This is a genomic window from Bradyrhizobium sp. SOJA106 (genome assembly GCF_059448745.1).
In genome coordinates this window covers 7104728-7127145 of sequence record NZ_CM182549.1, presented here as the reverse complement: position 1 = coordinate 7127145, position 22418 = coordinate 7104728, and the positions used below count along the sequence as shown (strand labels likewise).

Below are 22418 nucleotides of genomic sequence, written 5' to 3'. Positions count from 1 at the left end.
GCCGGAGCCGCCATTTGCCGGAACATGTGGGACCCGGCGCGGGCCAATGCGCGGTGAGGGATGAGTGTTCCTATCTCGCTGACAGGAGCGGCGCGTTATGCCGATCAGGCGCCGCCAACTGCCCGGATGACGGTCCCGCTGCCGCCGCAGGTGGCGCACGGAGCGCCGTCGATCCGTCCCTTGCCATGACAATCAGGACAGACATCTTCGCCGGTGCCCACTGTTCCCGGCGGGGCTTCGTCGCCGGGATTGAGCATCGGCTGCGGCGCGGCCTTTGCGCCTTGCGTGTCAGGAGCTTTCGTCTTGGTCATCTTCATCTCTTCGAATAGACTGCAACGCGCCTGACCGCAGGAAGTGCCAATTGCGGAAGGTGCGGCATCAAAGGCATCCCTCGCGAGACCGAAACGAACGCTGCGAAGCCCTATTGCCGATGCAGGATTGTCCGAATAGGCTCCGTCCCACAGATGCTCAAACGGTCCTGCGATTGGCCGCATTTCCATGCCGAAATTCCTTCGCATCGGTCTCCATCAGTCGAATGTCTCCGGGTACACGTCGAAGGCGTGGTGCGTCAGGCGCGTCGGCTCGACGATCTTCCTGAAATGGGGGGCGGTGGAGGTGGACGGGGCCGGCAAGGGGCGCAAGGTCTATTGGTCGCGCGTGCCGCAGGAGAAAACGATCCGTTGCGGTACCGCGCAGCGCGCCCAGGACTATGCGAAATCCGCGATCGCGCGCCGCCGCAGCCATCGCTATGAGCCGTTGAGCGGGTCCATCACGAACCGGCCCCGATCGGCCGCGCCAAGCGCCGGGCTCAAGCAGGCGCTCGCCACCATCCTGATCGTCGACATTGTCGGCTCAACCGCAAAAGCGGCCAAACTTGGCGATGCGCGCTGGACCAAGGTGATGGGCCACTATTACGCCGCGGTGCGCAAGGAGCTGAAGAGCTCGCGCGGCAAGGAGGTGGTGACGACCGGAGACGGCGTGCTCGCGACCTTCAAGGCACCGGCTGCCGGCATCAATTGCGCGACAGCGATCCAGAAGGCCGTGCGTACGCTGGGCCTCGAGATCAGGGTGGGGCTGCATGCCGGCGAATACACCATCAGCGGCGGCGAGATGGTCGGCCTCGCCTTCCACATCGGCACGCGCGTCGCGGCCAAGGCGCGCGCCGGCGAGGTGCTGGTGTCGAGCGCGGTCAAGGAGCTGATGAAGACGCAGTCCACGATCCGCTTCAGGGACCATGGCAGCCATCAGCTCAAGGGCATGCCGGAGCGCTGGCGGCTGTACCGGGTGGAGGGCTGAGGGCTGCGCGGGCAGCCAGTCCTTCCTCGTTCGCCGCGTCGCGGCTGCGCCACGCGGACAAGAGGCGCTCCAGCTCGCGCCGAACGCTGTCCACGACGCTCGCCCAGTCGTCTCGCTTCGGCTGCCTGAACAGCCGCATCGACCGATACCACGGGCTGTCGTCGCGATTGAGCAGCCAGCGCCAGTCAGGATTGAAAGGCAGCATGGTCCAGACCGGCGCGCCAAGCGCGCCGGCGAGGTGAGCGACGCTGGTGTCCACCGTGATCACCAGATCCAGACAGCCGATCAGTGCCGCCGTGTCGCTGAAATCCGTGAGCTGATCCGTCAGGTCGACGATATCGGGACGTTCGTCGAGCAAGGCCTTGTCTTGATCCCGGGGGCCCTTCTGCAGGCTGACGAACTGAACGTCGCAATCGAGGAGCGGCGCAAGCGTCTTGAGCGCGATCGATCGATCGTGATCGTTCTTGTGCGCCGGATTGCCCGACCAGACCAGGCCGACGCGGAAGCGCTTGCGCTCACCGAGCCGGTCCTCCCAGGCCTTCACGCGTGCCACCGGGGGCGCAGGAAGGTACGGCTCCGGGCTCGGGATCGTATCGGGCCGTGTCTTGAGCGCCAAGGGCAGGGTTCCAAGAGGACAGTGGAGGTCGAACGGCAGCGACGCCGCAGACGGTCGGCCGACACACATTGCGACGCCGGTCACCTCGGCCAGGAGCTGCTGGATCGGCGGCTGGACCTCCAGGATGACCCGTGCTCCGAGCGCGGCCACCATGGGGACATAGCGCGCGAACTGGATTGCGTCGCCAAATCCCTCGTCGGCATGAAGCAATATGGTCTTGCCTTCGATCGGCTGGTCGCCAAGCCAGACAGGCTGGGAAAAACCACGATGGAGCAGACCGACCGGAAGTTTCCAGCGCGCTTCGCGCCCAAGCCAGCCTGGCTCGAAGTCTCCGGTCAGCAGCTGAAGTGTCGCCAGATTGTAGGTGGCCACCGCATTGCCCGGGTCCACGGTCAGAGATCTGCCAAAGGTCGCGAAAGCTTCATCCAGCAATTGCAGATTCAGCAGAACCAACGCCTTGTTGGAGAGCGCTCCCGAAAAAGCCGGTTGAAGCTCGAGCGCTCGGTCGAAACACGCCAAGGCCTGATCCATTCGGCCAAGCTTCACATGAAGCACGCCGAATTTGTTGTGCGTGTCCGCCAGGCTGGAGTCGAGCGCGATGGACGTCTCGTAGGCGGCTTCCGCCTCCTCGTATCGCTTCATCTCCTGGAGGCAATCGCCGCGAATTTGATGCAGGAGCGCGGAATTCGGATCCGGCTCCTCGGCGACATCAAGGCATTCGAGCGCTTCTGCATACCGCTCGAGACTGAACAACAGTCTTCCGCAGCTGTTCGCCGCCTCCAGATATTGGGGATGCAGCCGTAACGCCCGCTGGAAGTGTTGCTCGGCCTCGTCCGTGCGCCTGTGTTGCCAGTGCATATGGCCAAGGTAATTCGCGACGACGGCATCTTGTGGTTTGGCGATCGGGGCCTTGCTCTGGCGTTGCCGCGCTCCCGACCGCCATTCGGAAACCAGCCCATCGAGCTCGCGCCGAACGCAGTCGACGACGCTCGCCCAGTCGTCTCGCTTCGGCTGCCTGAACAGCCGCATCGACCGGTACCACGGGCTGTCGTCGCGGTGGAGCAGCCAGCGCCAGTCCGGATTGAAAGGCAGCATGGTCCAGACCGGCGCGCCCAGCGCACCGGCGAGGTGAGCGACGCTGGTGTCCACCGCGATCACCAGGTCGAGACAGCCGATCAGCGCCGCGGTTTCGCTGAAATCCGTGAGATGCTCCGTCAGGTCGACGATATCACGGCGTTCGGCGAGGAAGGCGCGATCCTGATCCCGGGGGCCCTTCTGCAGGCTGACGAACTGAACGTCGCAATCGAGCAGCGGCGCGAGCGTGTTCAGCGCGATCGATCGGTTGTGATCGTTGTTGTGATCCGGATTGCCCGACCAGACGAGGCCGACGCGGAAGCGGCCGCGCCGGCCAAGCCGGTCCTCCCACGCATTCACTCGCGTCGCCGGCGGCGCAGGAAGGTAAGCATCCGCGAACGGGATCGTGTCGAGCCGCGTTGCGAACGCCAGCGGCAGGCTTCCAAGCGGACAGTGCAGGTCGAACGCGATCGACGCCGCAGCCGATCGGCCGATACATGCTGCGACGCCGCTGATGCCTTGCAGGAGTGGCTGGATCGGCGGCGGCACCTCCAGGATGACCCGAGCCCCGAGCGCGGCAACCATCGGTACATAGCGCGCGAACTGGATCGAATCGCCCAATCCCTCGTCGGCATGCAGCAGGATGGTCTTGCCTGCGATCGGCTTGTCGCCGAGCCAGAGCGGCGCGGAAAAGCCGCGATCGACGAGGCCGAGCGAGGCTTTCCAGCGCGCCTCGCGTCCCGACAGGCCCCGCTCGAAATCTCCGGTCAGCATCTGGAGCAGCGCGAGATGCCAGATCGTGTGCGCACTGGCTGGATCGGCCGCCAGTGCCGCGCCGAGCGCCGCGAACGCCTCGTCCAGCAGATGCATGCTCCACAACGCCCGCGCCTTTTCGGTCAGCGCTGCGGGGAAATTCGGACGAAGCGCGATTGCGCGATCGATGCAGGCAAGGGCCTGCTCCATCCGGCCCAGCCGCGAATGAAGCGTGCCGAGATTCTTGTGAGTCTCGGCCTCGAGGGGGGCGAGCGCGATCGACCGCTCGAAATCCGCCTGCGCCTGCGCGAACCGGCCCAGCCGCTGCAGGCAAAGCCCACGCGTCTGATACAGCGGCGCGATAGCGGGATTGTGCCGCTCGAACAGGTCGAAGCATTCCAGGGCTTCGGCATAGCGGCCGAGATGAAATAGCGATTGGCCTTGCTTCAAGGCCTCGAAATGCTGCGGCAAGGCTCGTGGTGCGACCGTTTTGGACTGTTGCTTGGCCGCAGCCCGGCGCTCTTGGCGATTCATGAGGTGACCAGAAGGAGACCAGGTAAAAATTGTTGACCAGGCCATGTGTGCGGAATCCACCGAGCATGGCCGTAGCGTCCCGTTGCGGCAGTTTCTGGCGCGAAGCTGGTGTGAAGCTGATGCGGGTTGAACCTTCCGTGATCGAATGCTCAGGTTCGCAAGATGAATCGTCGCGTTCATCGCCCTGATCTCCTGATGGAGGATGGGGCGCGCGCGGCGCAGTCAATTCACGAATCTTTGGATCCGTGAAGACGGCCGAGTCGTTGAGTGCACTGTTACCGTAGTCCTTCAAGGTCGTCGCTTTTCGATCCTCATCAGAAGCGGGAATCGCGATCCAGGATGACGTTCAAGATTGGGGTGATTTCAGACACGCATGGGCTGTTGAGGCCGGAGGCGGAGCGCTGCCTCGCCGGCGTGTCCCACATCATCCACGCTGGTGATATCGGCACTCCGGAGATCGTGGACCGCCTTACCCGGATCGCGCCCGTGACCGCCATCAGAGGGAACGTCGACACGGGCGCCTGGGCGAGGCGCTTCCCTGAGACCGCAACGTTGCGCCTTGGCGGCCGCTGCCTCTACGTCTTGCACGATCTCAAGCAGCTTACGATCGAGCCGAAGGCGCTTGGGATCGATGTCGTGATATCGGGCCACTCCCACCGCGTCGCGATCGGCGCCGTCGACGGCGTGCTCTACCTGAACCCGGGAAGTGCGGGGCGCAGGCGCTTCAAGCTGCCGATCACGCTGGCGACACTCGATCTCGATCGAAACGGCGCGCTCCAGCCTGTTATTCATGATCTCGGCGAGGTGTGACGGACACACGGCGATCGACAGCGTTTGGTAGCGAAAACATTCCAACAAACTCGCAAGTTGCGGAACCGTCCAAGAGCGGACCAAATGACCATGATGGCTCTCACGACTGCGGTCATCTCGGCAGGGGTCTGGAACCCGATCTCATCCGGCCATCCGGGCATGGGCCGGCCAGCGTCGCGCGCTTAATGGGCGCTTAATGCTTTTGCGCAACAGATAGATTACCAGCGCGGAATTAGTCCTAGTTACGAGTGCGAACCGAGCTCCCGAGGAGGGGAATCGGATGGGACTGCTTTTTGTCGGAGTGCTGGCAGGAATCCTGATCGGCTTTGGCTGGTTCGCGCCTTCCCGGGGGTATTTCCTCGGGTGCGCGTCACGCCCCTGTTTCGACAGGGTTGCTGTCGCCCAACCCGCGCAGCCAATGCCGAAGGCGTTGGCGCCAGAGCCCGCGGCTGTCAGATCGAATTCCACAACGCCGGCAAAGCCCGGCAAGCCATCAACTCCGAAGAAGCGCGGATCGACGGATCTTGCCAAAGCGGCGTCCCCGCGGACGAAGCTAGCCGTCCCGGCATCCGAACGGCCCGCGGAAGTATCAGATCCTGTCCTGGACAAGGCGAAGGTCACCATCGCGGCGAAGATGGAGGACCCAGGATCGGTCGAATTCACCGATGTGAAGCGCACAATGCGAAAGAACATGCTTGGACGCTCCGTGGATACGATTTGCGGGCGTGTAAAAGGAAGAAGCGCATCGGGCGCCGAGACTGAGAGACCGTTTCTTTATCTCGTGAAGGAGGATGAAGCATATGTCGTCGACGGCAAGTCGTGGTCGGCGGCATCAACGGCGTATCGAAATATCTGCAATTGACGGAATGGGTCGACTGCGCCGCGGCGCGGTGTGCGCCCAAATGATTTGAGCGGAAAGAATTTCCACCCAGGTGTCAAATGATCCCGCAGTCGGTGCGGCGCGAACGGCGGCATTGCGCCGCTCTCGTGATGATGCATTCAGGATGAATGCAGCAGCAAGGGAGACGCAATGCGGAATGGGAATATCGCGGAAGTTCTTTTCATCTCGAGGACATCATGCACGACATAACCAACGCTTCAAAACGGCTCGACGAATCGCTTCACTTGCCCGTTCTGGTGATCATCGAGCCGCTCCTGTTGCCTCGTACATGCATTCTGCACATCCTCAGGAGGGAGTTGGACGAACTCGAGATCCTTGACATGGCAACGGTCCAAGGCCTGGACTGCACGTCAGCCCGCGATGTTCGTCTGGTTATGCTGAGTATCGCGGACAAGCCCATCGGCGATCCCTCGGTTGAGGACGATCTCGCCTTCGTTGCGGAGTGTTGTCCCAACGCCGCCACTGTGGTCCTGTCAAACCATGACGACGAGCCGACCGTGCGGGCCGCGATGCAGCGGGGCGTGCGCGGCTTTCTGTCCGCCTCGCTACCGATCGAGATCGCGATAGCTGGCCTGCGCCTTGTTCTTGTCGGCGGCGCCTACACGCCGTTGCCCGTCGCCGGGATCAACAGGATACCGGATTTCGAGCCACCGGATGCGCGCGGACCCGCATATCTGATGAACGAGGGAGCCAGAGTGGCTATCGACAGGAGCGTGACCGATCTCACGCCTCGTGAGCAACAGGTTCTGGCGGAACTGGAGCTCGGCCTGCCCAACAAGCTGATCGCCGCCAAATTGGGGCTCTCGGAAAGCACAGTCAAAATGCACATTCAGCATATCATGAGGAAATGTGCTGCGCACAATCGCACGGAAGCCGTCCTCCGCTGGCGCGGCCGGTTGCCCGCGCAGAATCGCGATCACGACCGCGGCGCAGCTCCCATACATGAGACCTAAAGCATGATCCGAAAAAGTGCGAAGCGGTTTTCCGGGAAGATCATGCGTAAACAACAACCTAAAGCGCGATGACGATTCATCCAAATCTCATCGCGCTTTAGTCTTCTCTGAAGGCACCACGGAAGCTGTCGAGCAGGGGCCTGAGCGCGTAGAGAGCCACGGTGCCGCGCCCCGTCGTGATGAACACTTGAACCGGCATGCCGGGGACGATCTGGATGTCGTTCGCAACGATCTGCCCGTCGTCGATCCGAATCTTGGTCGCGTAGTATGGCTGGTCGGTACGCTTGTCGAGGAGCCGGTCTGCGGACACGTGCACGACCGTTCCCTTCAGGCGGGGTACGCGGCGCTGATTGTACGGTACGAGGTGAACCTCGGCGTTGAGGCCGGGATGAACCACATCGATGTCCTCGGGCCTCAGGCGCGCGGTTACGATCAGGCGGTCTTGCCGGGGCACCAGGTCCATGAGCGGTGCACCCGCTCCGATGACGCCGCCGGTCGTATGAATCCGCAGATCGGTTATCACGCCGTCCTCGGGCGCTTTGACCTCCGTTCGCGATAGCTGATCCCTGGCCGCAAGCAACCGCTCGCGGAGCTGGAATATCTGGTTCTGTGCTTCGCGAAGCGACTGTGCGATCTCGTTCTGCCTCTCGCTCTCGAGCTTGAACAAGGTGGCCTGCTGTTCGCTGATGACCTGCCCGGCGCGGGCAATCTGCGCGGCGATCTCGCCACGGCGGCCCTCGACGTCGGCCAGCTCCCGCTGCAGGTTCAGAAGCCGCGGCCGGCGTTCAAGCCCCTTGTTGACGAGGGTCGTGACCATATCCAATTCCTCCCGAACGATGTCGACCCGCTGCCCGGCGGCGGTTTCCTGAGCCTTGAGACCTTCGATCTCCTTCTCGACCTGACGCCTTCGTTCGCGAATGACCGCAAGCTGCGACTCGTGAACCTGCAGGCGCGCCTGGAAAATGAATTGCTGCGCCGACACCGCAGCGGCGGCCACTCCGCTCTGCCTGCTGTCTTGTTCCAGCGCGTCCGGAATTGCGATCCTCTCGGATCGCTGCTGCTCGGCTTGAAGCCGAGCAGCACGAGCAGCTGCATCCCAAAATTGGCCTTGAAGACTTTGCACCTCCGAGCTCGCCCTTGTGTCCTCCAGCGCGATCAGCGTCTGGCCGCTGCGCACGATATCGCCGTCTGAAACCAGGATCTTGCTGACGATGCCGCCTTCCAGGTGCTGGATCGTCTTGCGACTCGATTCCGATTCCACGACGCCGGGCGCGATCGCGGCGCTCTCGAGCGGCGCGAAGCTCGCCCACGTCCCAAGCCCCAGCATGAAGCAGAGCACCAGCAGATTGCCCGCAACGGTAATACCGCGAAGCCTTCCGCGCGGAGAGGTCGGCGTGGGCGTCGAGCACCACGGAAATTCCAGAGGCTCGAAATCGTCGATCGCGGTCACCACGACGCCAGATCGCCGGGCGGGCGGGGGGCCTGTCGGCGCTCGCATGAGCTGGTGCCAGATCACGGGAAGTCTCGAGACGGCGGGATGCTTCCATATGGCGAGAGAATTCCAGATCATGGCGCAATCTGCGAAGTAACCTGGGGGCGGCTCAGGTGCCGTTCAAAGATGTCCTCGCTGTCACCGAACGCGGCGACCGCACCGTCTTCCATGATGGCAATCTTGTCCGTGGCCGCGAGGAGACCCATCCGGTGAGTGACGACGACAAGGATGACGCCTGCGAGCTTCATGCGCTCGATCGCGTCCAGGAGCATTCGCTCGCCCCCGTAGTCGAGGCTGGCGTTGGGTTCGTCGAGAACGACAAGACGTGGATTGCCGAAAAAGGCGCGGGCAAGACCGAGGCGCTGCCGATACCCGCGTGAGAAGGTTGTTTCACTCTGAACCACCGTGTCATAACCCAGCGGCAGGCGCATGATCGCCCCATGGATACCGACGAGCTTGGCCGCTTCGATGACCTTCCGCCGATCGGCATCGTCCAGGCGTGCGATGATGTCGTTGATCGTGTCGCCGAGGAGGTTGATGTCTTGGGGAAGATATCCGAGGCGGTCGCCATTTCGGCCCTCGCGAAGCAGCGCGACGTCGGTGTTGTCGAGGAGGACGCGGCCACGCGTTGGCATCGACAGCCCGGCGATCACCTGGCCGAGCAAGGACTTGCCCGACCCGGATGGACCGATAATGCCAAGGCATTCTCCGGGCAGGAGGCTGAACGAGACGCCGTTCAAGAGAAGGTGGTTGGTCCCCGCGAGCCGCACGTCGACATTGTCGACGACGAGGCCGCTTCGCGCCTGTAGCGGAGCAGGCTCAGCGCTCTGCTGCCGGGCGACGGGGAATGCGGCCAGAAGTGCGCCGAGCCGCTGACAGGCGCTCACCGCCGTCACGAGTGATTTCCAGCCTGCGACCGCGCTTTCGACCGGCGCGAGCGCCCGGCTGAACATCAGCGTGGCAGCAAAGATGATGGCCGGACTCTTCCCGTGATCGAGGACGAGCCATGCGGCGGCGCCCATGATCAGGACCTGCGACAGCGCGCGAACCGGCTTGGCGGCCAGGGAGACGATCTCGCCTCGCCGGAGTGCCACATCGTGCTCCCTGCGCGCGTGCTGCGCGTCACGGTGGATCATGCGCGCAGCGTTGTCGAACATTCCCATGGCGCGGATCATGTGGATGTTGGTCGCTGCAGTCTGGAGACGGCCGCAGCTTCTGGACAGCGCGGCGGCGGATCTGAGCAGAACGTCTTCCGTGACCAGCTCTCCGGCAACCGTGAGTGCGAACAGGAAGGCGACGCAGCAGGCCCCCACCACGCCAAGCAGGGGATGGATCAGAAAGAGGACAAGGAGGAACAAGGGCGCCCAGAGCGCGTCGAACAGCATCGGACAGGCGCCGGACTCGACGAACTGGCGCAGCACCGTGAGATCCCGATATGCGCCCGATGCCTGCGTCCAATCGCTGCGAAGCGCCGATTCGAGACCGGCCGAGAGCACGCAAGGACGAAGGCGATCGTCGAGCCAGGCGCCAAGGCGCCCAAGGACGGCGCGCCGCAATGCATCGAACACGCCGCCGACGACCACCGTGATCGCGACAATGAGCGTGAGCAGGAGCAACGTGTCGCCGCTCCGGCTCGACAACACCCGGTCGTAGATCTGAAGAAGATAGATTGAGGGGGCAAACAGAAGCAGATTATAGCTGCAGCTATACGCGAAGACGAGACCGAGCGGTCCCGCGCAGGACCGAAGGGCCGCGTGCAGCGGCGTCCCGATCTGCGGCAGGATGGGCAACCGAATGGGCGGCATCAGCATGATCGTCACCGCCTGACATAGAGGTCCGGCGCACTTGGTCGATGGCCAAAATCATCCGCCAACGAGTTCGGCGGGATATTGACTCGAACTTCAGGACCGGTGGCGGCGGCCACCGGTCCTGCCGGACGAGCCGGTGGTCAGAACGTATCGAGATGGAAGCTGACTTCGCCGCCCAGCGCGGCGTTGCCGTCTCCGCCATGGCCGCCGATGCCGGCCACGACCTCCTGGTGCTGGTCCACCCAGACCTTGTTGATCTGGGTCGCATCCGTATTGGCGTAGACCTTGGAGGTGTCGTAGCCGCTGTAGGACTTCTGGCTTCCGTTCGACTCGGCGTCGCCGCCGTGAGCCTTCGAAAACCACGAGGCCTTCGCGTTGGCGCCGCCGGCATCCCAATCTGCCGTCTGTTTGACGTGATCGCCGGTGTTCACGTGCACGTCGGCACCGACTGCCTTGTTGGTCGGATCGAAGTTGAGCGTCGGCTTGCTGATGATGGCTCCCTTGAAGGTGCCGTCGCCGCCATTTCCGACGCTCTGACCACCGGTGCTGATCGATTTGAATTCGATCGAGTCCGAGATCTTGATCGCTTTGGGCATCATGTGTGCCTCCCTCGTTCTGTTGGCTTTCGTGCATCATCCATCCCGATCAGGCGGACGCGCGCGGCAAGTCTGATCCGCCCACGCGCGATGGCGATAGATGTCAAATCGGACACCATCCCGCCGGGACGACCTACGTACGAAAGTATGACATTCGTCGCGCAACACCGGAGTTCGAGACATCGGGGGGCCCGCAGGGCGAGCTTGCATGCGCAGAGCATCGACGCAGCTCGCGATCGGTCCTTGTGCGAGCAGCGCAATGTGTCGCTATCCCATCAGGTGAAGATCCGACAGAAGATGGGAGGAGAGATCGCCACCCAGCGCGAGATTGCCGTGGCCGCCGTCCCCGCCAATACCGGCGATCTGGATCGCACTCTGGTCGATGTGCACGTTGTTGACCTGATCGGCTACGGCAGTCGAAAGGGGACCTGCGATTGCGATATTGATGGGCGCATAGATCGCGACGCTGACGTCGATCAGACCGCCGGCAAAATATCCGTTGCCGCCATTGCCTGCGCCGTTCGAACCGGTCGCGATCGTGTCGGAGCCGCTCCACAGGCCATGAGAAAGAACGTTTGCATGGCCGCCCGCCGCGGCGTTGGCGTTGCCGCCGTGCCCGCCAATGCCGGCGATCTCTATGATGGATTGATCCAGGTAGGCGTCGTTGGTCTGGACCGAATGAGCGTTGGAGCCATAACCCGCGACTGCGATGTTGATCGGGTCGTACACCACGACGGAGGAATGGACGAGCCCGCCGTGGAACGCGCCGTCGCCGCCATTGCCGGCCTGGCCTCCGCCCGTTTGAACGTTCAGGACGCCCCCTGCGTTGCTTGATCCCCAGCTGGGGTCGAGCGTCATCACGCTGCCGCCGGCGGCGAGGTTGCCATTTCCGCCATTGCCGCCGACCCCCGCGATCTGGGTGGCCGACTGATCGATGTCCACCGTGTTCGATTGACTTGCATGCGCAGTGCCGCTCGAGGCCGCCACCGCAAAATTGATCGGATGATAGATCACCACGGGTGCGTCCACGATCGCACCCGAGAAATAGCCGCTGCCGCCGTTTCCGGCGCCATTGTCGCCGCTCGCGATCAGGCCGGCGCCTAAGGACGTATTGACGCTGCCGCCCGATGCCATGTTGTCATTGCCGCCATGGCCGCCGATGCCGGCCATCTGAAAGGCGGATTGATCGACATTCAAATTGTTGGACTGGTTGGCCAGGGCGACCGAGCCGTATCCCAGGCTCACCGAGATGTTGATCGGTTCATAGACCAACAGGGACGCGTGAATGAGACTTCCGTAGAGGTAGCCGTCTCCGCCGTTCCCGGCCGTGTTGGCTCCGCTCGCGACCGTAGCAACGCCCATCCCGGGATGGGATGTGCCGGCGGCGGGTTTGGTGGACGAAACATCGAGGCCCGCCGCAGCGTGATTGCCGGCATGGCCACCTATGTCGACGCCCGCTGTGGGATGTTTGAATTGAATCGGGTCGGAGTCACGATACTGGGTATGCGCGCTCGCGGAGTGTGCTTCAGGACTTGCAAATTGCCCCAAGAATTGACCTGCAGACGAGCCGGGACCATGGACCAGGGCGCTACCGCCAACCGCATCGGTCAGGAACGGGGCGCTCGGTGCCGGGCCCGCTTCGTCGTCACCATCGTAGCCATCGTGTCGATGAGAGGCGTGATGCAGCCGGATCCCATCCGACATCCGCGAAAAATCCATCCTAGCCTCCCTCATCGCAATCGCTCCACGCAATCGGACGGGTTCTGCACTCCGGACAGAATGTCATCCCGGGAAGGTCGAAAGCCCAGTCGTCAGTTCGGATATAGCGCTTCGTCTGGCAGCCGTAACATCGGCTACATCCGTTCGGGTAAAAGCTGCGGCCTTCGCAAATTGCGTGCGCCGATGCTTGAAAGTGCGGCCTTGAGGGGGATGGCGAAAATGGACAATCGGGCTGACGGCCAGGTCGCCTGCGTCTCGCCTGCGGCCAAAATGAATCCACCGCATTGCCCGATTTAAGTCGCATTGCGACCTAGGTCACGGCCAAAACTGCCGTCCGGGCAGGGGGCGCAACACCGGGGTTTTCATGTCCGGTCATTTGCGAGTTTGTTACATAGCTTTTGCACTCCTTGCGGGTCTGTCGACATCATCCGCGTTTTCGGCCTCTCTTTCCGAACTCTTGAATGTCGGTCGCACCACAGTCCCTGCGCCCGCTTCCACGGAAGCGGAGTGCTTGACGCGGCCCGGCAAGTCGACCGCCGATGGCCAGCATTGGGTCTATCGGGTGGAAGGCCAGCGCAGATGCTGGTTCCAGGCCGCCGAAGGAACAGAGACGGTGAAGAAGCTGGTCCGGCAACGCGCCGCCAGGCATCGCGTCGCCAAATATCGTGTCGCCACGTCCGAAGAGAACCAGACCGCGACGCCCAAGCGGAAGACGATGGTGGATGCGCGCGCAGAGCTGCCGCGCTCCGCATCTGCGGATGCGTCTCGGCCGAGCCCGTCCGTGCCCGCGCAGGTGGTTGATGCCAGTCCCGTCCTCGCCACCGGGATCGCAACCCGCGCGTCGCCGCCCTCCCTTTCCAAACGCGACAGGCTCCAGGCTGACGAGATCACGCCGCGCCAGGTCGACGTCGAGGCACTGCTGGCGGCGACGCCGGCCGCCAGTGACGTCGTTGCCGCTGCGGCGATGCCGCTCGCAGTTTCCACCACTGAGGCGGGCGATAACGAATGGGGCTGGACCTGGCTTGGCATGCTGCTGATGGCTGTGGGGCTTGTGTCGGTCCTGAGCGCCAGTCCAATCATTCGATCGGATGTGCTGCTGCACCAGCTGAGGTCATCTTTCGCTGGCCAGAGGCTGATGCCGGTCCAAACGCGACCTCGCGGAAAGGTGCGGCAAAGCGGCCATTCGCCCTGAGCCGTTGTTTTCAGCTTCTGTTTCCGCGTCTTCCGCCTTCGAAATCGAGCCGCGGGATGAGGCAGAACGACAAGGTCCGATTGGCGTTATCGACCGTTGCGGCGCGTCGCGCGCCGCTTCTTGCGGGAGTCCGGCGCATTCGCTGTGGAGGCCCGCTGATCCTCCAATTTGAGCGTAGCCTGCACATGCACGGCCAGCTTCAACGCGCTATCAGCGTTTGAGGCAAGCCGGGACAGCAGCTGGGCCAGCATCTTGAACTCCTCGCGCGTCAGCATTCCAAACAGCGCGTCATTGACCGGTCGCTGCAAGGCGGCAAGGCGGATCAATAGGCTCATTCCGCGCTGGGTGAGGGCAAGTTGCACCCTCCGTCCATCTTCGGGATGGGGGCTTTTCTCGATCAGGTCGTCGGAAACCAGTTTGTTGATCTCGTTGGTGACGAAGGCGCCGCTCAGGTACAGCCGCTCGGCGACCTGATTCACGCCCATCGGTTCTTCCGCAGTCGAATTCTTGATCGCGATCAGGATCAGATACTGGGTAGGCGATAGGTCGACGAAGCCTGCGAATATTTCACGGCAGGCTTCCAGACTGCGTCCGAACGCAAAATAGTCGTAGAGCAGGCCGCGAAGCGTGCGGTCTCCTTCCTTGTCGAGCAGCTCGGGTTTCGACGCCGTCAAGAGTGCATCGGTCACGCGGTCAATCTCCTCGCCAAACCATGGCATTGCGCGCTTGCTTAAAAAGCACGCATGCGTCCGCCCAGCAAGTGGGCTTGACATTTCCATATAGCTTTGTCAGAAAGCTATCTGAGAATTATAAATCAGGTGCCAGGCGACGAGGCGGGTGTCCATGGAGGATCGTGCGTTCAGGCGTGCTCTCGGCGAATTCGCCACCGGCGTGGCGGTGGTGACCGCGCGCGGCAAGGGGGAGAGCTCATTGGCATGACCATGAGCTCGTTCAACTCCGTCTCGCTCGATCCGCCGCTCGTTCTCTTCAGCGTCGATCGCAAGGCGCGCAGCTTGCCCGCGATGCTTGAAGCGGGGGGCTTTGCCGTGAACATCTTGGCGCGAGACCAGGAAGCCATCTCCAACCAGTTCGCACGCGCTCTCTCGAACAAGTGGGACCAGGTGAAGACCTCGGTCGGCCATGCCGAGGCGCCGCTGATCTCGGGCGCGATGGCGCATTTCGAATGCGAGCCCTACGCGGTCTACGAGGGTGGCGACCACGTGATCTTCGTCGTCCGCGTCATCAGGCACGCGAGCCGCGCCGAGGCAGCCGCTCCCCTGATCTTCTTTCGTGGTCGATATCGCGATCTCGTCGATGAAACCCAGCGCGAGCCGAGCTGGCCACTTCCCATTCACTACTAGTTTCGAACCGGAGAAACCGCCATGCGCAGCGCAAAGGAATATCTGTCAGGCCTGAAGGACGGCCGCGCCATCTACATCAACGGCGCCTCGGTCGGCGATGTCACGACGCACCGCGCCTTTCGCAATCTCGCCGGCTCCATGGCCGGCTTGTTCGACTTCGCGAGCGCGCCCGAGAATTCGGAGCTGATGACGTTCGACACGGGCGCAGGTCGCGCCAACCGCATCTGGCAGCTTCCGACCTCCTATGCCGAGCTCGTGACGCGGCGAAAGGCGCTGGAGGCGTGGGCCTCGCTGCATGCCGGCTTCATGGGCCGGGCCCCGGACCATGTAGCGTCCTGTATCTCCGGGCTCTACATGGGCCTGGACGTCTTCAAGTCGTATGATCCTGCCCGCGCCGGCGCGCTCGAGAGCTACTACCGATACGCCCGCGACAAGGACCTCTACCTCACCTACGTCATCATCAATCCGCAGGCCGATCGTTCGAAGGGTGCGGCCGAACAGGCCGATCCGTTCCTCACCGCCGGCGTGGTCGACCGCGACGCGGAGGGGATCACGATCCGCGGTGCCAAGATGCTCGCCACCGGCGGCGTGGTTGCCGACGAGGTCTTCGTCACGACCATCCAGCCGATGCGTCCGGGCGAAGAGCGCTACGCGATGTCCTTCGCGATCCCGATGAATACGAGGGGCCTCAAGATGCTGTCGCGCAAATCCTACGAGGACGCCGCCGGCGCCGTGTTCGACAATCCGTTGTCGAGCCGCTTCGACGAGAACGACTCGGTGCTCTATTTCGACGATGTGAAGGTGTCGTGGGATCGCGTCTTCATCGAAGGCAACGTCGAAATGTGCCAGAAGCAGTTTCACGCCACGCCTTGCCACGTCTATCAGAATTACCAGGCGATGGTGCGGTTGAGCGTGAAGCTCAAATTCCTCACCGGCCTTGCGCATCGGACCGCCGACATGAACGGCGTCACCCAGTTCCCGCAGGTGCGCGAAATGCTCGGCCAGCTCGCGGCCGAGACCGGCATGGTCGACGCGCTGGTGGCTGCGATGGAGGCCAAGGGCACGCAGGTCGGTCCTTATTTCATCCCGGACCGGCACACGCTCTACTCCGCGCAGGTGCTGACGCAGCAGCTCTATGGACACGTCATCAACACGCTTCGCGAACTCGCCGGCGGCGGCATGATCATGCTGCCCTCGTCGGTCGCGGACTTCGACAACCCCGAGATCGCGGCGCTCATCGGCAAGACCCAGCAGTCGCCGAAGGCCAATTCGCATGACCGCGTGAAATTTTACAAGCTCGCCTGGGATGCCGTCGGCTCCGAGTTCGGCTCGCGCCACCAGCAATACGAGATGTTCTACGCCGGCGCGACCTTCGTCACCAAGAGCCACTCCTATCGCACCTACGACTGGGCGGGCGCCGACCGGCTCGTCCAGACCATGCTCGATTCCTACGATCTCAATGGCGTCTCGACCGCCAGCAAAGCCGCCTGATCCGAAGGAGACAATTCATGCCCGTCAACAAGAAGCACGACGAATTCCATACGCTTGATATGGCGACCGGCTGGGAAGTGCCGGCGGGTTATCCGCCGGAATCCAGCAGAAGATCATCGCGGGTGGACTGGACGAGGAGAACCGGCGCGGGACGCGGACGCGACTGCTCCGCTTCGAGCCCGGCGTCTACACGACAGCACCGTTCTCGCACGAATATTGGGAAGAGGTCTATCTCGTCTCGGGCGACCTGATCGTCGGCAACGACGCGAACGGCGAGGGCGGCAAGAGCTTCCCGCCGAATACCTATGCCTGCCGGCCGCCGCACGCGCCGCATGGCCCGTTCAAGTCCGCAAACGGCTGCCTGCTTCTGGAGATCCATTATTTCGATCCGGTGTGATGCCGGATCGTCGCTGCACAACTCATTTTGACCGGCTCAGGGGGAGTCATGACGTCCAAAGGTATGTCCATCATCGTTGCGCGTTGCCTGTCGTCGTTTGAACGGCTCTTCAGGCTTGATCGCGGGTTGCCGCGCAGCAAAGTCCGGCTGGTGGTTGATGGTCTTGCAGGCGCGCTTGCAATCGGCATCGTGGCGGCGACCCCGGTCGCGGCACAGGAAAAGCCGAGCGCGTTGGGACTGGGCATCTTCACGTTCACATCCGGTCCTGCCGCCGCCTACGGCATGCCGGGTAAGAACGCGGCCGACCTCATGATCGACGAGATCAATGCAAAGGGCGGCATCGGAGGCGTGCCGGTCAGCGCGACCTATGTCGACGAGGCGCAGGGCGCGCAAGGCGTGATCGCGGAGTATCGGCGGCTCGCCGGGGACGCGAAGAACCAGGTGATGGTCGCCGCCTTGTCGAGCGCCAATTGCCTGGCACTGGCGCCGCTCGCGGAGCAGCTCGAGGTTCCCACTGTTGGCTGGAACTGCGATACCCATCAGCTGCTCATGGATGGCAAGAGCAAATATGTGTTTCGCCCGAACGGCAACACCGTACCCGAATTCATCGCCTACGCGATCTACCTGCTCGATCACAAGCCTGACGTGAAGACGGTTGCGATCATCAACCCGGACTATGCGTTCGGCCACGACGCAGCAAAGATATTCACAGCGGCGCTGAAAGCCCTGAAGCCGGACGTAGAGATCGTCGCGGAGCTCTATCCGAAGCTGGGATCGCCGAACTACCAGACCGAAATCTCGCGCCTCGCCACCGCGCGCCCTGATGTCGTTTTCTCCAACCTTTGGGGCGCCGATCTCGAGAACTTCGTTCGTCAGGCCGCACCGCGTGGGATCTTCACCTCCAGTCAGGTGATCCTGGCGCTCGGCGAGACCGTACTGCAACGCGTGCCGTTGCCCGACGGCGTGATCGTCGGCGTTCTCGGCGACGGCTGGTGGATGTCGCCGGACGCCAGGGCCAAGCCGGAGACCGTGAAGTTCGCCGAAGCCTATAAAGCGCGCTTCGGTGAGTATCCGGTGTTCCCGTCGATCAAGATGGCCAACGCGCTGATCTATGTGAAAGCCGCCTACGAGGCCGCGATGCAGAAGAACGGCGGCAAATGGCCGACGCGTGCCGAGCTCGCCGACGCCATGAAGGGCAGCAAGGTCGAGACCCTGACCGGCACCGCGCAGACGCGGGCCGACAATGACGGCCTTGTCGACCAGATCGTCGGCGTGACCGTAAAGACGTCGGCGCAGCAGTTTCCCATCATTGGCGACATGGTCCGCTACAAGGGCGACAGCCTGATGCCGCAGGCAGGTCAAGATCCGCTGGCCTGGATCGCGACGCTCAGGCCCGCGTTCGCCAAAAGCCTGCCGAAGCCGGGCAGCTACAAATAGATCGGGACCACGTTCACCTGATTCCAATCACGGAAGGCGTGAGCCGATGTTGAATGCAATCATCCCCCTGTTGCTGGACAGTCTGGCGAGTGCCGCGTTGATCTTCTTCGCGGCGGTCGGCCTGACGCTCGTCTTCAGCGTGCTGCGCGTCCTCAATGTTGCCCATGGCAGCCTCTATTCGATTGGCGGCTATGTCGCGGCCTCGATCTGCCTGTTCATCGCCAGCCGGCAGCTCAACCCGTATTGGTCGTTCCTGGCGCTCCTGTTCAGTGCCGTGTGCGTCGCGGCGATCTTCGGTCCGTTGATCGAACGGGGGCTCGTCCGCTGGACCTATGGCAAGTCGGAGGCCGTGCAGATCCTGATCACGTTCGGGCTGTTCCTCATCCTGGAGGATCTCCAGCGCGTGATCTTTGGCGTGCAATCTTTCTACGAAGACGCGCCGATGCGATTGCTCGGCACCACGAGCATCGGTGGCGTCGTCTATCTCAACTACCAGATCCTCCTGGTCGGCATGGCGCTCCTCGTCGTCATCGGCCTGCGACTCCTGATCAACCACACCCGGTTGGGCCGCCTGATCACGGCCGTGGTTACTGATCGCGAGATGGCGCAGTCGATCGGCATCGATACCAACCGGATCTTCATCCTGGCGTTCTCTGTCGGCGTGTTTCTCGCCGCATTGGGCGGCGCGCTGGCGACGCCGACCTCGGGCATCGCGCCGGGCCTCGGCGCCGACACCATGGTGCTCGCCTTCGCGGTCGCGGCGATCGGAGGGCTCGGACAGATCGAGGGGGCCGCATTGGCCTCTTTGATCGTCGGCCTGGCGCGCGTGCTCGCGATATATCTGGCGCCGTCGCTGGATGCCGTCGCACCCTATGCGGCGATGCTTGTCGTTCTCCTGATCCGTCCCTACGGGCTGTTCGGATCGGTAACCGCGCGGAGGATATGATGCGAACGATCACGGCCGCCGCGGCGGTCCTCGTCCTCGCGCTGTTGCCTGTGGCCGCGCCCTGGCTTCAATTCGTCCTGACTCTGGCGATCGCCAAGGGATTTGCGGCCCTTGGCGTCGCCGTGCTGCTCCGCGCCGGGCTGATCTCGATCGGTCATGCCATGTTCTTTGCCGCGAGCGCCTATGCGGTCGCGTTCCTGGCGCGCGCCGGCGTCAACGATCTTGGGCTGCTGCTGATTCTGTCGGTGCTGGGCGGCGCCGTCGTGGGCGCCATCGCCGGATCGTTTCTCGTCCGCTATCGCGCGATCTTCTTCGCGATGTTGAATCTCGCGGTCTCGATGGTGTTTTACGCGCTGTGCGCAAAATTGTACGGCGTCACCGGCGGGACCGACGGCATGCCGGTGCCGGTCCCGGCAATCTTTGGCGTTCTGCTTGGCGAACCGGCTTTCAAAGGCGTGCTGTTCTATCTCAGCCTAGGGCTGATGGTTCTCGTCGGTCTTGCCGTGCAGCGCTACCTGAACAGTCCGCTCGGTCATGCCCTCTCGGCCGTCCACACCAACGAGATCCGGCTCGAATATTTGGGCATCCCGGTCTGGGCGATCCTGCTGATCGCCTATGTCGTCTCGGCGGCGCTCGCCGGCCTTGGCGGCGCGATCGCCGGGTTTGCGATCGGTCGCGTGGTCCCGGAATTCGCGTTCTGGACCGCATCCGGTCACCTCGTGCTCATCGCCGTCCTTGGCGGCATCGGCGGTGTTCCGGGCGCGTTCATAGGCGCCGTGTTCCTGGAACTGCTGCACAGCGCAGCGGTGACAGTTACGGATTCCTGGAATTTGATCGTGGGCATGACGCTGATCATCGTGATCGTGTTCATGCCGCAAGGAGTCTATGGGCTGTTCGTGCGCAAGGAGGCGGCGAGCCTATGACGCGTCCCATCCTGGAAGCCAGGGGTCTCCACGTCTCATTCAATGGTGTCAGGGCCGCCGACGACGTCAGCATCGCGGTTCATGACGGCGAGTTCCTCGCGATCATCGGCCCGAACGGGTCGGGCAAGACGACGCTGCTCAACATCTGCACGGGCTATATCCGTCCGAGATCCGGCAGCGTGCTGCTCGACGGTGACGACATCACCCGTCTGTCGCCGCGCGCCATCGCGCGCCGCGGTGTCGCCCGCGCATTCCAGATCCCGCAGCTCTTCTCGGCACAGCGCGTGATCGACAACATGATGCTGGCGCTGGCGGCAACGGACGGCCTGTGGAGCGCGGTCCGCCCGCTCGAGACCGCGAAGCGACGCAATGAGGCAACGGCGTTGCTCGACCTCGTCGGTCTCGCTGGCGATGCCGACCGGATCAGCAGCACGCTTCCCGAAGGGCACCGCAAGCTGCTCGACATTGCCGTTGCGCTGGCGCTGAGGCCGCGCCTTCTGCTGCTCGACGAGCCGACCAGTGGCGTCAGCGCTCTCGAACGCTTCCCGCTGATGGAGGCCCTGATGGGGGCGCTGCGCCAGCGCCGCATCACCGCACTGTTCGTCGAGCACGATATGGACGTCGTCGCGCGTTACGCAAGCCGGGTCCTGGTGTGGAACGCCGGCAACATCATGGCTGAGGGGCGGCCCGACGAGGTGTTCAGCAACGCGCAAGTCCGCCAACGTGTCGTGGGAGTTGCCTGATGCTCAATCTCGACAAGGTCAGCGTCTCGATCGAGGGCGTCCGCGTGCTGCGCGCGGTCAGTTGCGAGATCGTCGCGGGCAAGACGACCGTGTTGATCGGCCGCAACGGTGCCGGCAAGACCACGACGCTGCGCGCGATCATGGGACTCATCGGGCATGACGAGGGTTCGATCCGGCTCGATGCCGACGATCTCGGCCGCAGGCCTGCCCACACGCGCGCCCGTGCCGGCATCGGCTACGCGCCGGAGGACCGTCGCCTGATTTCGGAGTTGAGCGTCGAGGAGAACATCCGTCTGCCGGCGCTGGCGTTGAAGCTCGATCGGGCCGAGATCGCTCGCAGGCTGGACGAAATCTATCAGCTATTGCCTGAATTGCACGTGATGCGCTCCAGGCCCGCGGGCGGCGTGTCCGGTGGGCAGGGAAAGATGGTCGCGCTGGGCCGCGCACTGACGGTGGCGCGCAAGGTTCTGTTGCTCGACGAACCTTTCCAGGGCCTGGCGCCGGCCCTCGCGCTCGACTATGCGCGCACGCTTGGCGAATTGCGCAAGCACCGGCCCGAGCTTGCCATGCTGATCACCGAATCGTCGCCGGCGCTGCTCGATCGGATCGCCGACACGACGCTGCAGATCGAGCGCGGCGAAATCCTGACCACATCGACCAAGAGTAGGCCCTCCCATGCTGCTGCAATTTGACCGCGTCGCAAACGACAGGACCGACCGCGTCAGTGTCGAGATCAACTCTCTCGTCATTGCCGGCTGGGCGGGCAGGGATGCCGCGGCGATCGAGCACCATATCGAGGAGCTCGCCGCGCTCGGCATCCCGCGCCCTTCGACGACACCACTCTACTATCGAGTCGCCGCACAAACCCTGACCCAGGAAAGCCAGCTGACCGTCCTCGGCCCGGACAGTTCCGGCGAGGTCGAGCCGGTCATTGTCGCGATGGCTGACGGGCTCTGGGTCGGCATCGGATCCGACCATACCGACCGCAAGGCCGAAGCTTCGGGCATCGCGCTTTCGAAGCAGCTCTGCGGCAAGCCGGTCGGCTCTCAGCTCTGGTCCTATGCCGACGTGGATCGGCATTGGGATGAATTGGTCCTTCGCTCGTGGGCGACGATCGACGGAAAACGGATTCTCTACCAGGAAAGCCGTGTTTCCGCCCTCAGGACGCCGCGCGATCTCATTCGTCGCTACAACGGAACGGACACACTGCCCGGCGGCACGCTGATGTTCTGCGGTACGCCGGGCGCGATCGGCGGCATTCGGCCGGGAACGCGTTTCGAGATGGAGCTGAAGGATCCGGTCCTCAACAGGACCCTGACCCATGGTTACGACATCGACGTCCTCCCGGTCGTCTCCTGATCGTTCTCCCCTCGAGC

The 22418-nt window shown here is 63.3% G+C and carries 20 protein-coding genes; 13 read left to right on the top strand and 7 right to left on the bottom strand.

The genetic code is table 11. The features are described from left to right. Positions 1-104: 104 nt before the first annotated feature. Positions 105-500 carry a hypothetical protein gene (locus AC5V87_RS33620; RefSeq protein ID WP_495369074.1) on the bottom strand — a complete coding sequence of 132 codons (396 nt, stop codon included), beginning with the start codon at positions 498-500 and terminating at the stop codon, positions 105-107. Between AC5V87_RS33620 and AC5V87_RS33615 the strand changes: the two genes are divergently transcribed. Continuing rightward, entirely contained in the window at positions 499-1296 is a 798-nt protein-coding gene (locus AC5V87_RS33615; protein ID WP_495369073.1) for an adenylate/guanylate cyclase domain-containing protein, read from the top strand. The two genes, AC5V87_RS33620 and AC5V87_RS33615, sit on opposite strands and share 2 nt — an antisense overlap. On the opposite strand, the gene AC5V87_RS33610 is transcribed toward AC5V87_RS33615, so the two are convergent. Further along, positions 1250-4453: a tetratricopeptide repeat protein gene (locus AC5V87_RS33610; protein ID WP_495369072.1), complete on the bottom strand. Its 3204-nt coding sequence runs from the start codon at positions 4451-4453 to the stop codon at positions 1250-1252. The genes AC5V87_RS33615 and AC5V87_RS33610 overlap by 47 nt on opposite strands. 159 nt (positions 4454-4612) lie before the next feature. On the opposite strand from AC5V87_RS33610, the gene AC5V87_RS33605 reads away from it, so the two are divergent. The 3 genes from AC5V87_RS33605 to AC5V87_RS33595 all read left to right on the top strand — a co-directional run bounded on the left by AC5V87_RS33605 (position 4613) and on the right by AC5V87_RS33595 (position 6937). Beyond that, positions 4613-5083, top strand: a complete 471-nt coding sequence (locus tag AC5V87_RS33605) for a metallophosphoesterase family protein (protein WP_456842816.1) — start codon at positions 4613-4615, stop codon at positions 5081-5083. 280 nt (positions 5084-5363) lie between these two features. Beyond that, positions 5364-5945 (top strand): hypothetical protein, encoded by a 582-nt coding sequence (locus AC5V87_RS33600; RefSeq protein WP_456842817.1) that lies wholly within the window; start codon positions 5364-5366, stop codon positions 5943-5945. A gap of 146 nt (positions 5946-6091) precedes the next feature. Continuing rightward, the gene (locus AC5V87_RS33595) at positions 6092-6937 is read left to right on the top strand and encodes a response regulator transcription factor (RefSeq protein ID WP_456842818.1); all 846 of its coding nucleotides are present in this window, start codon (positions 6092-6094) and stop codon (positions 6935-6937) included. A gap of 97 nt (positions 6938-7034) precedes the next feature. Here AC5V87_RS33595 and AC5V87_RS33590 read toward each other — a convergent pair whose 3' ends face one another. From AC5V87_RS33590 to AC5V87_RS33575, 4 genes are all read right to left on the bottom strand, one after another. Next, complete coding sequence (locus AC5V87_RS33590) at positions 7035-8387, bottom strand: HlyD family type I secretion periplasmic adaptor subunit (protein ID WP_456842819.1); 1353 nt, start codon at positions 8385-8387, stop codon at positions 7035-7037. 116 nt (positions 8388-8503) lie between these two features. Next, on the bottom strand, positions 8504-10240 hold the full coding sequence (locus AC5V87_RS33585) for a type I secretion system permease/ATPase (RefSeq protein ID WP_456842820.1): 1737 nt from the start codon (positions 10238-10240) through the stop codon (positions 8504-8506). A gap of 137 nt (positions 10241-10377) precedes the next feature. Next, positions 10378-10836 (bottom strand): hypothetical protein, encoded by a 459-nt coding sequence (locus AC5V87_RS33580; RefSeq protein ID WP_456842821.1) that lies wholly within the window; start codon positions 10834-10836, stop codon positions 10378-10380. A gap of 264 nt (positions 10837-11100) precedes the next feature. Then, complete coding sequence (locus AC5V87_RS33575) at positions 11101-12552, bottom strand: hypothetical protein (protein ID WP_456842822.1); 1452 nt, start codon at positions 12550-12552, stop codon at positions 11101-11103. 613 nt (positions 12553-13165) lie between these two features. Here AC5V87_RS33575 and AC5V87_RS33570 point away from each other — a divergent pair. Further along, a complete protein-coding gene (locus AC5V87_RS33570; RefSeq protein WP_495369071.1) occupies positions 13166-13744 on the top strand; it encodes a hypothetical protein in 579 nt (192 codons plus the stop codon). Between the two features lie 86 nt (positions 13745-13830). Here the strand turns inward: AC5V87_RS33570 and AC5V87_RS33565 are convergent, their stop codons facing one another. Next, on the bottom strand, positions 13831-14433 hold the full coding sequence (locus AC5V87_RS33565) for a MarR family winged helix-turn-helix transcriptional regulator (RefSeq protein ID WP_456842824.1): 603 nt from the start codon (positions 14431-14433) through the stop codon (positions 13831-13833). A gap of 246 nt (positions 14434-14679) precedes the next feature. Here AC5V87_RS33565 and AC5V87_RS33560 point away from each other — a divergent pair, with 246 nt between their 5' ends. From AC5V87_RS33560 to AC5V87_RS33525, 8 genes are all read left to right on the top strand, one after another. Further along, positions 14680-15105 (top strand): flavin reductase family protein, encoded by a 426-nt coding sequence (locus tag AC5V87_RS33560; RefSeq protein ID WP_495369070.1) that lies wholly within the window; start codon positions 14680-14682, stop codon positions 15103-15105. Positions 15106-15126: 21 nt separating this feature from the next. Continuing rightward, on the top strand, positions 15127-16596 hold the full coding sequence (locus AC5V87_RS33555; RefSeq protein WP_495369069.1) for a 4-hydroxyphenylacetate 3-hydroxylase family protein: 1470 nt from the start codon (positions 15127-15129) through the stop codon (positions 16594-16596). A 445-nt stretch (positions 16597-17041) separates the two neighbouring features. Beyond that, positions 17042-18430: an ABC transporter substrate-binding protein gene (locus tag AC5V87_RS33550; RefSeq protein ID WP_456842828.1), complete on the top strand. Its 1389-nt coding sequence runs from the start codon at positions 17042-17044 to the stop codon at positions 18428-18430. A gap of 46 nt (positions 18431-18476) precedes the next feature. Then, entirely contained in the window at positions 18477-19376 is a 900-nt protein-coding gene (locus AC5V87_RS33545) for a branched-chain amino acid ABC transporter permease (RefSeq protein ID WP_456842829.1), read from the top strand. Beyond that, positions 19376-20299, top strand: a complete 924-nt coding sequence (locus AC5V87_RS33540; protein ID WP_495369068.1) for a branched-chain amino acid ABC transporter permease — start codon at positions 19376-19378, stop codon at positions 20297-20299. The genes AC5V87_RS33545 and AC5V87_RS33540 overlap by 1 nt, the downstream gene beginning before the upstream one ends. Continuing rightward, positions 20296-21042, top strand: coding sequence for an ABC transporter ATP-binding protein (locus AC5V87_RS33535; RefSeq protein WP_456842831.1), 747 nt, complete (start codon positions 20296-20298; stop codon positions 21040-21042). The genes AC5V87_RS33540 and AC5V87_RS33535 overlap by 4 nt, the downstream gene beginning before the upstream one ends. Next, the gene (locus tag AC5V87_RS33530) at positions 21042-21734 is read left to right on the top strand and encodes an ABC transporter ATP-binding protein (RefSeq protein WP_495369067.1); all 693 of its coding nucleotides are present in this window, start codon (positions 21042-21044) and stop codon (positions 21732-21734) included. The genes AC5V87_RS33535 and AC5V87_RS33530 overlap by 1 nt, the downstream gene beginning before the upstream one ends. After that, positions 21718-22401, top strand: a complete 684-nt coding sequence (locus AC5V87_RS33525; protein ID WP_495369066.1) for a DUF2848 domain-containing protein — start codon at positions 21718-21720, stop codon at positions 22399-22401. The genes AC5V87_RS33530 and AC5V87_RS33525 overlap by 17 nt, the downstream gene beginning before the upstream one ends. Positions 22402-22418 lie beyond the last annotated feature (17 nt).

Coding starts and splice junctions, on each gene's coding strand:
- AC5V87_RS33615 (WP_495369073.1), top strand. CDS start 499: ATGCCGAAATTCCTTCGCATCGGTCTCCATCAGTCGAATGTCTCCGGG.
- AC5V87_RS33620 (WP_495369074.1), bottom strand. CDS start 500: ATGGAAATGCGGCCAATCGCAGGACCGTTTGAGCATCTGTGGGACGGA.
- AC5V87_RS33610 (WP_495369072.1), bottom strand. CDS start 4,453: ATGAACGCGACGATTCATCTTGCGAACCTGAGCATTCGATCACGGAAG.
- AC5V87_RS33605 (WP_456842816.1), top strand. CDS start 4,613: ATGACGTTCAAGATTGGGGTGATTTCAGACACGCATGGGCTGTTGAGG.
- AC5V87_RS33600 (WP_456842817.1), top strand. CDS start 5,364: ATGGGACTGCTTTTTGTCGGAGTGCTGGCAGGAATCCTGATCGGCTTT.
- AC5V87_RS33595 (WP_456842818.1), top strand. CDS start 6,092: ATGCAGCAGCAAGGGAGACGCAATGCGGAATGGGAATATCGCGGAAGT.
- AC5V87_RS33585 (WP_456842820.1), bottom strand. CDS start 10,240: ATGCTGATGCCGCCCATTCGGTTGCCCATCCTGCCGCAGATCGGGACG.
- AC5V87_RS33580 (WP_456842821.1), bottom strand. CDS start 10,836: ATGATGCCCAAAGCGATCAAGATCTCGGACTCGATCGAATTCAAATCG.
- AC5V87_RS33575 (WP_456842822.1), bottom strand. CDS start 12,552: ATGGATTTTTCGCGGATGTCGGATGGGATCCGGCTGCATCACGCCTCT.
- AC5V87_RS33560 (WP_495369070.1), top strand. CDS start 14,680: ATGACCATGAGCTCGTTCAACTCCGTCTCGCTCGATCCGCCGCTCGTT.
- AC5V87_RS33555 (WP_495369069.1), top strand. CDS start 15,127: ATGCGCAGCGCAAAGGAATATCTGTCAGGCCTGAAGGACGGCCGCGCC.
- AC5V87_RS33550 (WP_456842828.1), top strand. CDS start 17,042: ATGACGTCCAAAGGTATGTCCATCATCGTTGCGCGTTGCCTGTCGTCG.
- AC5V87_RS33545 (WP_456842829.1), top strand. CDS start 18,477: ATGTTGAATGCAATCATCCCCCTGTTGCTGGACAGTCTGGCGAGTGCC.
- AC5V87_RS33540 (WP_495369068.1), top strand. CDS start 19,376: ATGCGAACGATCACGGCCGCCGCGGCGGTCCTCGTCCTCGCGCTGTTG.
- AC5V87_RS33535 (WP_456842831.1), top strand. CDS start 20,296: ATGACGCGTCCCATCCTGGAAGCCAGGGGTCTCCACGTCTCATTCAAT.
- AC5V87_RS33530 (WP_495369067.1), top strand. CDS start 21,042: ATGCTCAATCTCGACAAGGTCAGCGTCTCGATCGAGGGCGTCCGCGTG.
- AC5V87_RS33525 (WP_495369066.1), top strand. CDS start 21,718: ATGCTGCTGCAATTTGACCGCGTCGCAAACGACAGGACCGACCGCGTC.